Genomic DNA, 13,435 nt, shown 5'->3' on the forward strand with positions numbered 1-13,435 from the left:
ACATGAAGGCGGCCCGCAGACAGGCTGGGCATACGGGCCGGGGCGAGGGGCCCCTCAGATGCGGAGGGGGTCCATCGCCCGCACCCGGCCCACGGCACCCGCACCGGCACCGGCAGCCGCACCCGCACCCGCACCCGCACCCGCACCCGCACCCGCACCCGCGTCGAACCCGGCGGACGCCGAAGCCGTCACCTGGTCGTCGATCAACCAGGCCGCCTCCTCGGCCCCACCCGAGCCCGGCATGTCGACGCGGAAAGAGGTGAGCGCGGCCGTCTCGGCGGCGGCCTCCGGTGGCCAGACGGCGGGCCCCCCGTGCGCGGGCGCCACCCGGACCGTCTCACCCGGCGCCCGGCACAGCCGCACCAGGGCCGGCGGCCCGAGCCTGGCCCGCACGGGCACCACCGCGCCCAGACGCTCGGGCCGCACCTGGAGCACCCCGTCGCTGATGGCCGACGCGCGCCGGTGCCAGGTCCCCTCGGGCAGCGCGTCCGTGTTCACCGCGGCCGCCGAAGCACCGTAGAACTCCAGCGGCACCAGGTACGGCATCGTGTGCCCCACCATCCGGTCCACCACGAGGAGTTGACCCGAGACGAACTGCCAGGAACGCTGGGCGAGCGCGAGGGCCACCTCGGCGCGCGGCGCGTAGGGACTGCCGAGCAGCGCGACGCTGGCCGGCCCCTTCGCCAGGACCACGGCCGGGGCGATCCAGAACCGCCGGGCCAGCGCGGCGAAGGGCGGCACCGGCGGCGGCACGTTGGTCCAGGCCCGGAAGGTGCGGCGCAGCATGGGCGTACCGTTCGCGCCGGAGACCACGAACTGGGCCGCGCCGTCCGGCCGTTCGGGCCCGAGGTCGACGTGGAGCCGGTCGGCGCCGCGCGGTTCGGGGATCAGATGCGGGGCGAAGCGGAAGCGCAGGGCGGCGAGCTGGGAAGCGGCGGTGACCGTGATCCCGATGCCGAAGAACTCGGCGCACAGCGATTCCCCACCGGTGGTTTTCATGCCGCTCTCCTGTCCGGTCCGGCATCCGGCGTCCGGCTCCGGGTATGCGTGCCCCGGCCCGGTGCCTGGCGGGTGACCAGGTCCGGTACCGGGTACGGCCGGGGTGGTGTTCAGGGCTTGGGCCACAGCAGGCGCACGATCGCCTCGGCCGGGTAGGGATCGACGCCGTCGCCCGCGCCCTTGGAGTCCGTGGGGTCGGCCGGCTCCACGACGTGCAGCTCGACGCGGCTGGCGGGCGGCAGCCGCACGCCGGGCCGGACGGCGCCCGCCGCGCCGGGGCCCCCGAGGAGCACGACGCGGCCGGGCCGCCCGGTGGCCCGCATGGACTGGGCGACGGCCCAGGTCAGCCGGAGCGAAGTGGGCACGCCGGGCCACGGGGCGTCCGGGTCGGCCGGTAACGCGGCGAGTTCGGCCGCGTCGACGGGCGAGAGGTCGACCAGCGCGTCCAGCGGCCCCACGTCGGTGGCGAGGTCCACCAGGAGCCTCGCGATGTCCTCGATGTCGCCCGGCCTGCTGTGGAAGGGCAGGGCGAGCACCCCGGACGCCGTGAGGTCGCGGCACAGATAGGCGGCGCTCACCGGTTCGGGCGCGCAGACCGCCACCGTCGCGCCCAGGTTGCCCAGGCTCGCCGTGACGTCCCGCGCGGTCCTGGTCGCCGCGCTGGCGACCAGGACCGACGGGGAGATGGAGAAGGGGTGCGGCACTGGTGCTTCCCTCGGGTAGGCGGAGCGGATCAGTCGCGTACGGCGGTGGGCTTGCCGTCCCAGCGGAAGTCCACGTCGACGACGGTGGACCGGCCGGACTGCCCGGCGGTCGCGGCGTCGACGGTCCGTCTCGCGGTGGTGTCACGGCCTGTGGGGCCGGCATCGTGGTGGCCGCCGCCGAACAGCGACGACGCACCGAGCACGAGGCCCAGCAACAGGACGGCCGCCGTGCAGGCGACGGCGGTGAGCTGGGCAGCGGCGTGGCGTGCGGTGGACCGGTTACGCATGTGAATCCCCCTGGTTCCTCGCGGGTGCGGTGGCGGTCGCCGGCCCCCTGCCGGTGCTTCGCCTCGGATCGTGTCGCCCCGCGCGCCGGCCGGAACTCAACGGCCCGGCGTCTGGCGACACCCAATAGAAAACACCGGAGCCGGTTATTCAGGCCCGGCTCCGGCGAGCCAGGAAGCTGCCGGGCATGAAGCTGCCGGACGAGAGGGCAGCGGGGCGCGTGTGGTCCGGGGTGGCTCGGCGGGGAGGCGGCAACCGCGCCAACTCGGGCTCGTATCAGCGGATTTCGTACTAGCATTGCCCGACCTCGAGGTCGGGCACGGCCGTCGATCCTGCGGCCGCCCGGGACCGGGGCGTCCTGCGCGGCCGGGGAACGTCCCGCGGCGGGCGGGACGCGACGGTCCGCGAACGCGCAGATGGGTGGTGCCGCGGACGGGCGGGACCAGGGGGCGGGTCCGTCGGGTCGACGGCCGGGGACAGGGGTTGCACTATGGGGATGCCTGCTGAGCTGGATCAGGATTCGCTGGCGGTCTACCGCGCGATCCTGCTCCATCAGGAACAAGCGGTGCCCGAGCTCGCCAAGTACCTGGCGATGCCCGAGGAGCGGGTCACGAACGCGGTGGACCGGCTGATCGCCCTGACGCTCCTCAAACCTTCCTGGGACCGGCCCGGCAGCCTGCGCGCGGTGAGCCCGGCGCTCGGCCTGGAGGTCCTGGTCCAGGCGGAACAGCGCGAACTGGCCGCCCGGCAGTGGCGCATCGAGCAGCACCGCTCGGCGCTCGCCGCGCTGGCCGCGGAGTACTCGGCGCAGGGCGCGTCCGGCGGCCTGACCGGCACCGAACGCCTGGTGGGGATGGACCAGATCCGTACCCGTCTGGAGATGCTGTCGCAGGAGTGCCGCACCGAAGCGCTCGCCTTCCATCCCAGCAATGTGCTCTCCGTCGAGGGCACGGAGGCGGCGCAGCCGCTCAACCAGCGCGCCCTCGACCGCGGCGTCACCTTCCGCAGCATCTACCTGGACAGCATCAGCAAGGAGCGGGCCACCCTGGAGTACGTCCGCTGGGTGAAGGAGCGGGGCGGGGAGATCCGTACCGCGCCGTCCCTGCCGATGCGGCTTCTGATCGTGGACGGTGCCTCGGCGGTGGTCGGCGAGGGGTTCGAGGGGGGCCGCCCGACGGCGCTGGTGCTGACCAACCGGGCGATCGTGGCGGCGATGACGGCGCTGTTCGAGTCGTACTGGGAACACGCCACCCGGCTCGGCACACCCGCCCCGCCCCGCAACGGCGGCCTGACCCCGCAGGAGCACGAGCTGGTACGCCTGCTGGCATCGGGCGCGAAGGACGACGCGATCGCCCGCACCCTGGGCATCGGCCTGCGCACGGAACGCCGCATGGTGGCCGAACTGGCCGACCGCATCGGCGCGTCGAGCCGCTTCGAGTTCGGCGCGAAGGCGGCGCGAGCGGGCTGGATCTGAGGGACGCGGGGCGTACGTGGCGGGGGGCCGGCGCGGTTACCGCCCCAGCCCCGGAGCGCGGGGTGCGCGCGGGGTCCTCGGGCCGGTACCGGACGCGGCGACGGCGTCACCCTGGGCCGGCACCGCGGCGTCCTCCTCGAATTCGAGGCACCGCCCGTCGAGCGTGGTGAAGCCGTGCACATGACGCCAGCGGGTGGTGCCGTCGCTGCCATTGCTGGAGTACCGGCGGACACAGCGCCCCTCCACGGCGACGATCGCCTCGGTCACGGAGTCCTGGAGGACGGGCCCTCCGGGGGGCCGGCGCCCGGGCCCGGGGGCCGTGCGGCAGGGCTCTGAGGCAAGCTCGGGAACCTCACACGAGACGGAACGGTTGCGTCTCGGCTAGATGAGGGCTACCGTCCTTCTCGAAGCGAGACGGAACGGACCCGTCTCGGCTGCACGACACTGAGGTGGCATCATGCGATTCCTGTACGAGGACGAGTCCTTCTCCTACGAGGCACTGCGCGCTGCCGGGTTCGCCAACTCCGGCGGCGCGGACCTCGGCGAGGTCCTGGCCACCGCCCACAACATCCCCGAAGGCGACGAGGACGCCTGGCTGCGCGAGTGGACGAAGACCGCCGAGCGCGTCCACGCGATCGCCATCCACGCCCTGACCGGCAGGCACCGGGTCAGCGCCCGCGAAGCCCTGCTGCGCGCCTCCAGCTACTACCGCACCGCCGAGTTCTACCGCCGCGACGACCCCGCCAACGACCCCGAGGCCAAGCGCCTGTCCACGCTCTCCCGCGAAACCTTCGCCACCGCCGCGTCCCTGATGGACACCCCCGTCGAAGCCGTCCGGATCCCCTACGAGGACACCACCCTGCCCGGCTACCTCTTCCTCGTCGACGACTCGGGCACCCCCCGCCCCACCGTCATCTTCACCAGCGGCTTCGACTCCACCCTGGAAGAGGTCTACTTCGTCGTCGGCGCGGCCGCGCTGCGCCGCGGCTACAACGTGCTCGCCTACGACGGCCCCGGGCAAGGTGCGGCGCTGCGCGAGCAGGGTCTTTTCTTCCGCCCGGACTGGGAGGCGGTGGTCTCGCCGGTGGTCGACTACGCGCTGACCCGCCCCGAGATCGCCCCCGACCGGCTCGCCCTGATGGGCTACAGCCTCGGCGGCTACCTGACCGCCCGCGCCGCCGCCCACGAGCACCGCCTGGCCGCCCTGGTCCTGGACGACGGCCTGTACGACTACTACGACGCCCACACCCGGATGATGCCGCCGTTCCTGACCGAGTGGGTCGAGACCGGACGCGACGAGCTGGCCAACCCCGTCGTCGGCCTGATGATGAAGAACAACACCCAGCTGCGCTGGGCCCTGCGCAACGGTGTGTGGGCGTTCGGCGCCGCCTCGCCCGCGGACTACATCCGCCGCACCACCGACTACACCCTCAAGGGCGTCGCCCAGCTCATCCAGTGCCCCACCCTCGTCCTGGACGCCGAGAACGACCAGTTCTTCCGCGGCCAGCCCCAGCTTGTCAGCGACGCCCTGACCTGCCCCCACACCCTGATCACCCTTCCCGAGGACGAAGGCGCGGGCGAGCACTGCCACATGGGAGCCATGTCCCGCTTCAACCAGATCACCTTCGACTGGCTCGACACCACCCTCACCCCGGCGAAGTAACCGAACTCCCCGCCATACCCCGCGGGGCCCCGGAACAGCGAACCCCGGGGCCCCGCGCCTCCCTGTCCAACCCGGGCCCCGACCACAGCCGGACGCGTCGAACGGACGCCCCGCAGCATCAGACCAGATCCGCAGAGGCGAGATCCCGGACCGACGAAGGGCCCCGAAGATGACCGGCTACGCCACCGAAGGCTGGACCGACCTGTTCCTGTGCGCGGGAGGCGCCGCGGCAGCGCTCTGCGGCCTCATCTTCGTCGGCCTGAGCGTCAACCTCCGCACCGTCCTGGAAATGGAGAAACGCGAAGGCCACAACTCCCTGACAGGCCGCGCACTCGAAGCCCTTGTCGCGCTGCTCATCGTCCTGGTCGTCAGTCTGGTCACGCTGACCCCGGCCCTCAACCGGACCGCACTGGCCGCCTTCGTCCTCATCAACGCCATGTGCAGCGCGATCTCCCCCTGCCGAGCCGTGCGATCCGGTCGAGGCAAGGGCGCACCGACCACCGCGACGCTGCTCAGGCTGTCCGTCGCCGCCGCGCTGACCCTCACCCTGCTGGCGGCCGGTATATCCCTCGCCGTCGGCCAGGGGGGCGGCCTGTACTGGCTGCCCGCCGCGTTCGTCCTGGCCATCACAGTCGCAGCCGTCAACGCCTGGGTCATCCTCGTCGAAGTCCTGCGCTGAGCCTAGGGGGTGTCTGCCGCGCTCAGCGCTCCGCGCCCAGCGCGCCCGTCACCCGCGCTGCCAGTTTCTTCGCGGTCGCGAGGCCGTTGTCGTGGCCGGCCGTCGACAGGACCGTCACCACAGCCGTGCCCCGGCGCACCGCGATCAATGTCGAACCGTTCTGCCAGGCCGGGTCGGTGAGCGTCACGGTGTACGCCTCGTCGCCGAGGCCGGTGGTCGCCGCGCCCTTGACCTTGACCATCGTCTTCGTGTCGGCGTCCTTGAAGGTCGGGCAGGCAGCGGTCGCCTTCTCCAGGTGCTGGAGAACGGTCGCGGCGTCCGTTCCCCTGAACACGTCGATCTCCTGGGCCATTTGGGCGGAAGTGTTCTTGTTCGCGTAGTCGTTCTGCGCGAAGGAGACACCGCCGTCTCCGGTGACCGTTATCCAGCTGGTACCGGAGAACTTGGTGCAGTCCGGCTTGCCCGGAGAGACCGGCGAGTTGCTCGGCTCCTGGTACATGGGCCCCGAGTCGCGCACCCCGGCATCGTCCACCGCGTATCCGGCACCGAAGAACGAAGCGGGGGCCAGGGCCTTCTTCAGCTGACTGCCGGTCGCCAGGCCCGCATTGGGGTCCTCGGCGGCCTTGGGGGTCCCAGGAGGGGTGGCCGGCTTCGCGGCACCCGCGGACGCCGAGCTGCCCGACGAACAGGCGGTCAGGGACAGCGGAAGCGCCGCGACGGCGAGGAGGGCAGCGGTGGTGGGTATCCGACGCATGGAGAACCTTCTGAGGCTATGAGAGATGTGCCCGGCCGGAGAGGCTGGAGGACGAACCGCGACCATGAGGGCACAGAGGGATCCATTGCGCACCGCCGCGTCCTGCCCAGGAACGGCATGACGGTGCAGCGCCGTCCCGAACGGCGTGACGCTCAGAACGGGAGCAGTGTTCCCCTCGCTTGTCGAGCGGATAGTACTGGAGGGCCTACGGTCTTGTTGCGGCGGAGGTGTGCAGCATGTCCACGCCCCGTTCCAGCCGCCTGCGACCACCCACCCGGCATCGGTTTCCACCACACCCCGCCCCCTGAGGGCGCAGCGTCACCACCGCCGACCACGGAACGGATCCGTCAGGTCGACGCACCCGGGCCTGGACCACTTCCGGTGCTGAGCAGGCGGTCGACGAGGAGTTCGGAGTAGCCGGTGGCGGGCAGGTCGATGCCGAAGATCGCCCGGATGTAGAAGGGCGCGATCAGCTGGTCGAGGATCTGCTCCAGGGGCGGCGGGTTCTCGCCTCGGGCCGTGGCGCGCCGGCGGATCTGCTCGATGGAGTGCATGCGGCGCTGGAAGTGCTGCGCACGCTCGGCCTGGGCCTGGGTGCTGTTCGGCATGGACAGGATGACGGCGCGCACGAGGGCGCGTCCTTCGGGCGTGCGGATGCTCGCGGCGCTGGCTTCGGCCCATACGAGAAGGTCGCCGCGCAGGGTGCCGGTGTCGGTCAGCGGTGAGTCGCGCTCCAGGCGGGTGGTGACCACGTCGGCCAGGAGCGCGTCGAGGCTGCCCCAACGCCGGTAGACGCTGCTGTGGTTGACGCCGGCGCGTTGGGCGATCGCGGGGATGTTGAGGTCCTCGCCCGCCGGGTCGCAGAGCAGGTCGATGACCGCCTGGTGGACGGCCGCGCGGACCTGCGCGGGGCTCTTGCGGATGCGTTCGACGGGTGGTTTCGCAGTCACCCTCCCATCATAAGCGTTAAGCACAGATGTTTGCTTCATAGCCCCTGATGGGTCTACAGTCCTCGCCGTAAGCACAGATCAGTGCTTGCGACGAGCGGAGTGTGCGCGATGAAGCAGCTGCTGTTTCCGAACAACATCCAGTTCTGGTACGAGACCCTGCGGTCGATGAGCCACATCGCCTATGGCGGCGCGGACGTCGGCGAGGTCGTCTCGACCGGTGAGCGGATCACCGAGGGCGACTACGACAGCTGGTACACCGAGTGGTCGGCCACCGCGGACCGGGTGTCCGCCGAGGCCGAGAAGGCGCTGGCGGCCGGCCACGAGGTCAGCGCCCGGGACGGGTTCCTGCGGGCGTCGAACTACTACCGCTCGGCGGAGTTCTTTCTGCACGGCAACCCGTGCGACCCCCGCCACGACGACGCCTACGACCGCAGCGTGGCCTGCTACCGGGCGGCGGCGGCGCTGTTCACCCCGGCCATCGAGCCGGTCTCCATCCCGTACGAGGACACCACCCTGCCGGGTTACCTCTACCGCGCCGACGACTCCGGGACACCGCGGCCGACGCTGATCATGCACAACGGCTTCGACGGCACCGCCGAGGAGTTGCACTTCTTCGGGGCGATGGCCGGTGTCGAGCGCGGCTACACCGTGCTGGTCTTCGACGGCCCCGGCATGCCCGGGCCGCGCCACCACCAGGGTCTGGTCTTCCGCCCCGACTGGGAGAACGTCATCACCCCCGTCGTGGACTTCGCCGAAACCCTCCCGGAAGTCGACAACAGCCGTATCGCGCTCCTCGGGATCAGCATGGGCGGGGTCCTCGCGCCCAGGGCCGCCGCGTTCGAGCACCGTCTGGCCGCGCTGGTCGCCGTCGACGGCCTCTACGACCTCGGCGAGACCTCCGCGCGCAACATCCCCGGCACCCGCGAGGAGGCCGAGCGGCTCCTGCGCGCGCGGTCCGCTCCCGAACTCGACGCCGCCATGGCGCGGCTCATGACCACGGACCCGATCGCACGCTGGGCGATCAACCACGGCATGTACGTCATGGGCGTCGACACCCCCCGGGCCTTCAACGCCTCCTACCTCGACTACACCCTCGCCGACGGCATCGCCGAACAGATCCAGTGCCCCACCCTCGTCTGTGACGCCGAGGAGGACATGTTCTTCAAGGGCCAGCCCGAACAGCTCTACGCCCACCTCACCTGCCCCAAGACCCTCATGGTGTTCACCGCAGAGGAGGGGTCCGGCGCCCACTGTCACCCCGGCGCCATGCGCCTGTCCCAGGCCCGCATCTACGACTGGCTCGACACCACCCTCAGGGCGACCGCCTGACAGCGGACGACCCGGCGCCGTGACGGCCCCGGCTCCGTACGACGGGGCCCTGGCTCCGTACGGGGAGTCCGGCTCCTTCAGGAACTGGGGCGCCATCCCGATGTGCAGACGCACCTGGTGCTGACGCGCTGGGCGCGGGCCACCGTCGAGCTGGAGACCGGGATGAGTGATGAGTACCCGCGACGTCGCGGCTCCGGCCGACGTCGTCCATTCCCCCGACGACCAGGGGGCGTCCATCGCCTCCGGCTCGTTCCCCGCCGACGGGATGGTGGTCGTCCCGTGCAGCATGAAGACGCTCGCCGGGATACGCACGGGGTACGCCGACGGTCTGGTGGCCCGCGCCGCGGACGTCACCCTCAAGGAGCGCCGGAAGCTGGTCCTCGTCCCCCGCGAGACCCCGCTGAGCGAGATCCACCTGGACAACATGCTCAGCCTGGCCCGCATGGGCGCCGCCATCGTGCCGCCCATGCCCGCCTTCTACAACCACCCCGCCACCGTGGACGACATCGTCGACCACATCGTGGCGAGGATCTGCGACCAGTTCGCCATCGCCTCGACACGGGCCCGGCGCTGGGAGGGCATGTCAGCGGGGCCGATCCCGGCTTCCGCCTGATGGCGCACCCGCCTCGCTGAGTTCCGCGCCCGGCACACCGCTCGCCCGTGTCGCGCTCTCCCTTGGGCTTCCTCCGGATCTGACGGCCGCGCAGCTCGTGGACACGCCGGCGACGACCCGGGACATGCCTCCGGTGCCGCCCAAGCCCGTGTCCCGCGACGAGGCCCCCTGCAAGCAGAACATCCTCCTCGGCGAGGACGCGACGCTGGATCGCTTGCCGATACCCCGCGTCCATGAGCAGGACGGCGGCCTGCCTGGCCGCCCTGCGAGCGCTTAGCAACACGCGGCGCCCAGAGCCAGTGCCCCGCGCCCGCACCCCACGCCCTACTCGAGGCCGGCGTCTACCTCATCGTCGAATTCCTCAGCCACTGCGGCACCAGTCGACATGAAGATGTGATGCTTGTCATCACTCGCGAGATAGTTCACGAAATTCTCCCGCAACCGCTGCGTGCCCAGGTAGTACTCCCGAAACGCCTTGGACACATCGTCCGCTACCTCACGGCTCGGTGGAACCGGGATGCGAATTTCCACATACCGTCGCCCGACATCCTCGCGATTGGTCTGCATGAAAACGATTCGGTCCCACTGCCGCCGAACTGCCTTCAGTGTCATCGCCCACAAGAGGTAGAAGTTGTCGAACGGAGCAGATTCTGATGCCCGCAGCACCAGAACCTCCTTCGTCAGAACCACACGCTCCTGCCCGGGCATGATTACAGCAAAGTCCCCGATGTTCTTGCTGGTTCGGATCGGGGTAATGAGGTCGTACTCTTCGAGCCCAGACACGCTCCCCTTCCAAAACTTCTCGGCGACTACATCCGGGACACGATTCGTGGGGTTGATATTCACCTGGCCGGCACGAATATCCGAGACCTTGATGTACGGAACGAGCCCGGTTCGGAAGTCGGCCGAGGGACTGCCGTGCCCACTCATCCCGATCAGGATTTCGCCCTCGATCAGCTCGCCAATCGACGCACTTGTAAATCCTTCCATCTCAGGGGAATCCATGAGTGTGAAGAACTCACGCTGCGGACGCTCGTCAAAATAATTGGGGACTGCGGTAAACTGGCTGGTGAGGTCACTCACCCCTACCCAGCGACTGCTTTCCGTAGTATCGAGATCATCCATCAGCGCCGTGACATCGGCAGCGATCTGGTCGTCGATTACATTCGTTCGATTTCCCGTGACCGGATCAACAACGAAGAGATCTTCACCGTCCTTGTTGATGCCGACAGTCGCGGCGTAGGAAACGAATACTTCCCCATCTCGGAACCAAGCAGGCTTATGTACCATGGAAATCACTTCTTCTCAAAGACGTAGAAGTTCGTCTTCGCTCGACAGAACCCCTGAAACGCTTCCATCGGAATATTCAGAACACCCCGCAAAATGAAGCGTTCACTCAACCATTCCGGCAACCACTTGTACGTTGGAGAAAAGAAGTACGTCTCGGGCAGGATGATACCGAGTCGTCCGCCCTTCGTCAGCAACCTGTAAGAGCGCTCGAGGAAGACGAGGCCGATCTCGAGATCCGCGTACTCGCCCTTCCTTCGACTAGCCGCAGCCGCGATGTCGTATCCATTTCGACGTGCGTCTACCTTGCTGACCTTGAGGTTCTTTCCGAATGGGGGGTTCGTGATGACGACCGTAAAGGATCCGTCGCTCAGGCTTCGCTCAAGTTGGGGGTAATCCTTGGCCCAACGGTCTTCCCTTATGGAGTCACCGATGTGGATATTGACAGATCCGACACCGAGGCCAACCATGATCGCTCGGGTCAACTTCACGTTGATGGAGTCTTTGTCGACGCCATAGACATTCCGGTGCGCCCAAGTCCGCGCCGCTGCAGCAGAATCCCCGGAAGGAATCTTGTCGATCAGAGAGAGGAATGCCTCGGTGAGGAACCCTCCGGTTCCGCAGGCCGGATCGATAATCCGGTCCTCGAGGCGGATATCCATCATCTTCACCGCAGCAGCGATAACTCGTTGCGGAGTGAAGTACTGCCCCTCTCCTGCCTTTAGATTTGCTCTTCGGAAGACCTGGAAGGCGGAAGAAATTGCTTCAGGTCCTACGTCCTTCAGGTTCAGATTGGAGAGCTCGTAAACTGCTTCCTGAATGGTGTGATCATCGAGCTCAAGTGCCCCTTCTCGATGCTCAGCGAATACCTCTGGACGGAACCTCTTAAGGGCTTCGAACTGCTCCCGCATCGCCTTCGCCGTGACAGCCTCTCCTGCACGGGAGAGCTGGAATTTGACCGGCCTGTCGGGGTCATAGGAGGAGTTCTCGTCCGACTCGAGCTTGAGCAATAGGAGATTGCAGAGCTCGTTGAGCTGAGACTCCGAGCGAGTTGAGCGGCTGTCTCGCGCAACCACCACATCTAGGAGACGACTAAAAATGGAACGCAGCTGGCCGTTTTTCGGCGTGCCCAAGTCGCTGAAAGTCAGCGGTTTCTCGGACGGACGCGTGAATTCTTCGTCAGGCTGCGGCAAACCATGATTGCGGACGTACTGGAACCTGCCATCGGCCAGTTTATAGACCCTGACATCCTCGGTGCCGTTGGTCCAATAACCCATTCGCGCACGCGGTTCGCGATTGAGATAAATCTCGAGCTGCGATACGCCTGAATCAAGCGTGGGCTGCTTGAATTCGCAGATGACGAGAATATGCTCCCAGTCGCCAGCGTGACGCACGTCATCAAAGAGGGCGAGGTCTACGGGCCATCCCGCGAAAGACTTTCCCTCTTCCCTCTTCGCGGCATCGTGAGGCGACTGCGGTACCCGCCATTCCGGCTTCCATTGCAGCTGGGCCGAATCCCAGCCCGCCTCCACGAGGCGCTTGATCGTCGGCACCCGCACCAGCTGATGCTCGGGGCCGCTCCGGGTGCGGGTGGGAGTAGCGTCGTCAGTCACCCTGCGACTCTAGCGGCACGCCGCCAGTCGCTACCCCATGCCTCACCCCTGGAACTATGTGTGGAAGACCTGGGCAGGTGACCGAAGGGGGCTTGCGTGCTGCCGCTACCGAGTGATGTGGACCAGGTGAAGCCGGAAGCGGATGAGGGACGCGGGAAGCGCTGCTGAAAATAGTGCGGCCCAGCGCATATGCACTGGGCCGCATCTCGTAGCGGGGACAGGATTTGAACCTGCGACCTCTGGGTTATGAGCCCAGCGAGCTACCGAGCTGCTCCACCCCGCGTCGGTAGACACCACCCTACGCCATGATCGAGCACGATCAGGAGCCTTGTTCCGATGAGGCCGCTTGTGGGGCGCGTATGACTGACGCCGAGTGCGTGGGCCGACTACGTCCTGGGCAGAGAGCCAGGCATGGGTGATTTGATCAAGGAGTGGGCGACGCAGGTCGCGGAAGCTGAGCTCACAGCGCGCTTCCACGCAGGTGAGCGCATACGCAGGGAGTGGCCAAACACGCGGTCGAAGTAGATCAGGTTCTCGGCCAGGACGCCGGCCTCCTCGTCGTCGCCGCCACGCTGCACGACGTCGGATACGCGCCGCGCTTGGCCACGACTGGGTTCCACCCGCTGCATGGGGCCCGGTTCCTCGCGACGAGCACAGTGCCGACGAGCGGTTGGTGCGGCTGGTGGCCAACCACTCGTTCGCGCTCCTGGAAGCCGAGCGGGAGCTGCGGGACGAACTCGCGAGCGAGTTTCCGCTGCTGGAGGAACCTCTGCTGGTGGACGCGCTCGTGTACTGCGACATGACGACCATGCCCGACGACGGTCGGACCACCGCCGAGGACCGGGTCGCGGAGATCCTGGGCCGCTGCGGGGACGACAGCGTGGTCGGGCGGTTCATCCGTCGGGCGGCGCCAGATCTTCGCCGCCATGGGACGGGTGGAGGCGGTGCTGGCGGCTCACCCGAGGTAGGGGTAGGTGCCGGCGAGGTAGTCGCCGATCTGCAGGCGCATGCTGGGGTGGATGTCGTACTGGTCGAGGTCGGCCGGCTGGACGAAGCGGACGCCGGAATCGGCGCCCAAGCCCGCG

General features: G+C 68.5%; 12 protein-coding genes, 1 tRNA gene and 3 pseudogenes. 6 read left to right on the forward strand and 10 right to left on the reverse strand.

Annotated elements, in window-relative coordinates; all coding sequences use genetic code 11:
* Positions 1–54: 54 nt before the first annotated feature.
* From ACFYM2_RS01045 to ACFYM2_RS01055, 3 genes are all read right to left on the reverse strand, one after another.
* Entirely contained in the window at positions 55–999 is a 945-nt protein-coding gene (locus ACFYM2_RS01045) for a hypothetical protein (protein ID WP_388832307.1), read from the reverse strand.
* Between the two features lie 110 nt (positions 1,000–1,109).
* Entirely contained in the window at positions 1,110–1,703 is a 594-nt protein-coding gene (locus ACFYM2_RS01050) for a hypothetical protein (RefSeq protein WP_350231107.1), read from the reverse strand.
* Between the two features lie 29 nt (positions 1,704–1,732).
* Positions 1,733–1,990, reverse strand: coding sequence for a hypothetical protein (locus ACFYM2_RS01055; protein ID WP_358994515.1), 258 nt, complete (start codon positions 1,988–1,990; stop codon positions 1,733–1,735).
* Positions 1,991–2,484: 494 nt separating this feature from the next.
* On the opposite strand from ACFYM2_RS01055, the gene ACFYM2_RS01060 reads away from it, so the two are divergent.
* Complete coding sequence (locus ACFYM2_RS01060; RefSeq protein WP_358994512.1) at positions 2,485–3,462, forward strand: LuxR family transcriptional regulator; 978 nt, start codon at positions 2,485–2,487, stop codon at positions 3,460–3,462.
* Positions 3,463–3,498: 36 nt separating this feature from the next.
* Here ACFYM2_RS01060 and ACFYM2_RS01065 read toward each other — a convergent pair whose 3' ends face one another.
* A complete protein-coding gene (locus ACFYM2_RS01065; protein ID WP_388832309.1) occupies positions 3,499–3,729 on the reverse strand; it encodes a hypothetical protein in 231 nt (76 codons plus the stop codon).
* Between the two features lie 190 nt (positions 3,730–3,919).
* Here ACFYM2_RS01065 and ACFYM2_RS01070 point away from each other — a divergent pair, with 190 nt between their 5' ends.
* Both ACFYM2_RS01070 and ACFYM2_RS01075 read left to right on the forward strand, forming a co-directional pair.
* A complete protein-coding gene (locus tag ACFYM2_RS01070; RefSeq protein ID WP_388832312.1) occupies positions 3,920–5,125 on the forward strand; it encodes an alpha/beta hydrolase family protein in 1,206 nt (401 codons plus the stop codon).
* Positions 5,126–5,294: 169 nt separating this feature from the next.
* Positions 5,295–5,804, forward strand: coding sequence for a hypothetical protein (locus tag ACFYM2_RS01075; RefSeq protein ID WP_388832314.1), 510 nt, complete (start codon positions 5,295–5,297; stop codon positions 5,802–5,804).
* 22 nt (positions 5,805–5,826) lie between these two features.
* Here ACFYM2_RS01075 and ACFYM2_RS01080 read toward each other — a convergent pair whose 3' ends face one another.
* Positions 5,827–6,558 (reverse strand): hypothetical protein, encoded by a 732-nt coding sequence (locus tag ACFYM2_RS01080; RefSeq protein ID WP_358994503.1) that lies wholly within the window; start codon positions 6,556–6,558, stop codon positions 5,827–5,829.
* A gap of 347 nt (positions 6,559–6,905) precedes the next feature.
* Positions 6,906–7,508, reverse strand: coding sequence for a TetR/AcrR family transcriptional regulator C-terminal ligand-binding domain-containing protein (locus tag ACFYM2_RS01085; protein WP_388459743.1), 603 nt, complete (start codon positions 7,506–7,508; stop codon positions 6,906–6,908).
* Positions 7,509–7,616: 108 nt separating this feature from the next.
* On the opposite strand from ACFYM2_RS01085, the gene ACFYM2_RS01090 reads away from it, so the two are divergent.
* Positions 7,617–8,837 (forward strand): alpha/beta hydrolase family protein, encoded by a 1,221-nt coding sequence (locus ACFYM2_RS01090; protein ID WP_388832317.1) that lies wholly within the window; start codon positions 7,617–7,619, stop codon positions 8,835–8,837.
* An 84-nt stretch (positions 8,838–8,921) separates the two neighbouring features.
* Positions 8,922–9,450: pseudogene (locus ACFYM2_RS01095) on the forward strand (UbiX family flavin prenyltransferase).
* A gap of 324 nt (positions 9,451–9,774) precedes the next feature.
* Here the strand turns inward: ACFYM2_RS01095 and ACFYM2_RS01100 are convergent.
* The 3 genes from ACFYM2_RS01100 to ACFYM2_RS01110 all read right to left on the reverse strand — a co-directional run bounded on the left by ACFYM2_RS01100 (position 9,775) and on the right by ACFYM2_RS01110 (position 12,633).
* Positions 9,775–10,749, reverse strand: a complete 975-nt coding sequence (locus ACFYM2_RS01100; RefSeq protein WP_388832320.1) for a hypothetical protein — start codon at positions 10,747–10,749, stop codon at positions 9,775–9,777.
* The gene (locus ACFYM2_RS01105) at positions 10,746–12,350 is read right to left on the reverse strand and encodes a class I SAM-dependent DNA methyltransferase (RefSeq protein ID WP_388832323.1); all 1,605 of its coding nucleotides are present in this window, start codon (positions 12,348–12,350) and stop codon (positions 10,746–10,748) included. Before ACFYM2_RS01105 ends, ACFYM2_RS01100 begins: the two co-directional genes overlap by 4 nt.
* Before the next feature lie 209 nt (positions 12,351–12,559).
* Positions 12,560–12,633 (reverse strand) — tRNA-Met (locus ACFYM2_RS01110).
* Between the two features lie 128 nt (positions 12,634–12,761).
* Here ACFYM2_RS01110 and ACFYM2_RS01115 point away from each other — a divergent pair.
* Positions 12,762–13,318, forward strand: a pseudogene (locus ACFYM2_RS01115) (HD domain-containing protein).
* On the opposite strand, the pseudogene ACFYM2_RS01120 reads toward ACFYM2_RS01115, so the two are convergent.
* Positions 13,306–13,413, reverse strand: a pseudogene (locus ACFYM2_RS01120) (NUDIX hydrolase); the annotation flags it as partial. The pseudogenes ACFYM2_RS01115 and ACFYM2_RS01120 sit on opposite strands and share 13 nt — an antisense overlap.
* Between the last annotated feature and the right edge of the window lie 22 nt (positions 13,414–13,435).

This window comes from Streptomyces sp. NPDC006711 (genome assembly GCF_042869775.1).
Lineage (GTDB): Bacteria > Actinomycetota > Actinomycetes > Streptomycetales > Streptomycetaceae > Streptomyces.

Excerpts from the sequence above, each read along its gene's own strand:
- ACFYM2_RS01080 (WP_358994503.1), bottom strand. The coding sequence starts at position 6,558 with ATGCGTCGGATACCCACCACCGCTGCCCTCCTCGCCGTCGCGGCGCTT.
- ACFYM2_RS01075 (WP_388832314.1), top strand. The coding sequence starts at position 5,295 with ATGACCGGCTACGCCACCGAAGGCTGGACCGACCTGTTCCTGTGCGCG.
- ACFYM2_RS01090 (WP_388832317.1), top strand. The coding sequence starts at position 7,617 with ATGAAGCAGCTGCTGTTTCCGAACAACATCCAGTTCTGGTACGAGACC.
- ACFYM2_RS01045 (WP_388832307.1), bottom strand. The coding sequence starts at position 999 with ATGAAAACCACCGGTGGGGAATCGCTGTGCGCCGAGTTCTTCGGCATC.
- ACFYM2_RS01055 (WP_358994515.1), bottom strand. The coding sequence starts at position 1,990 with ATGCGTAACCGGTCCACCGCACGCCACGCCGCTGCCCAGCTCACCGCC.
- ACFYM2_RS01070 (WP_388832312.1), top strand. The coding sequence starts at position 3,920 with ATGCGATTCCTGTACGAGGACGAGTCCTTCTCCTACGAGGCACTGCGC.
- ACFYM2_RS01060 (WP_358994512.1), top strand. The coding sequence starts at position 2,485 with ATGCCTGCTGAGCTGGATCAGGATTCGCTGGCGGTCTACCGCGCGATC.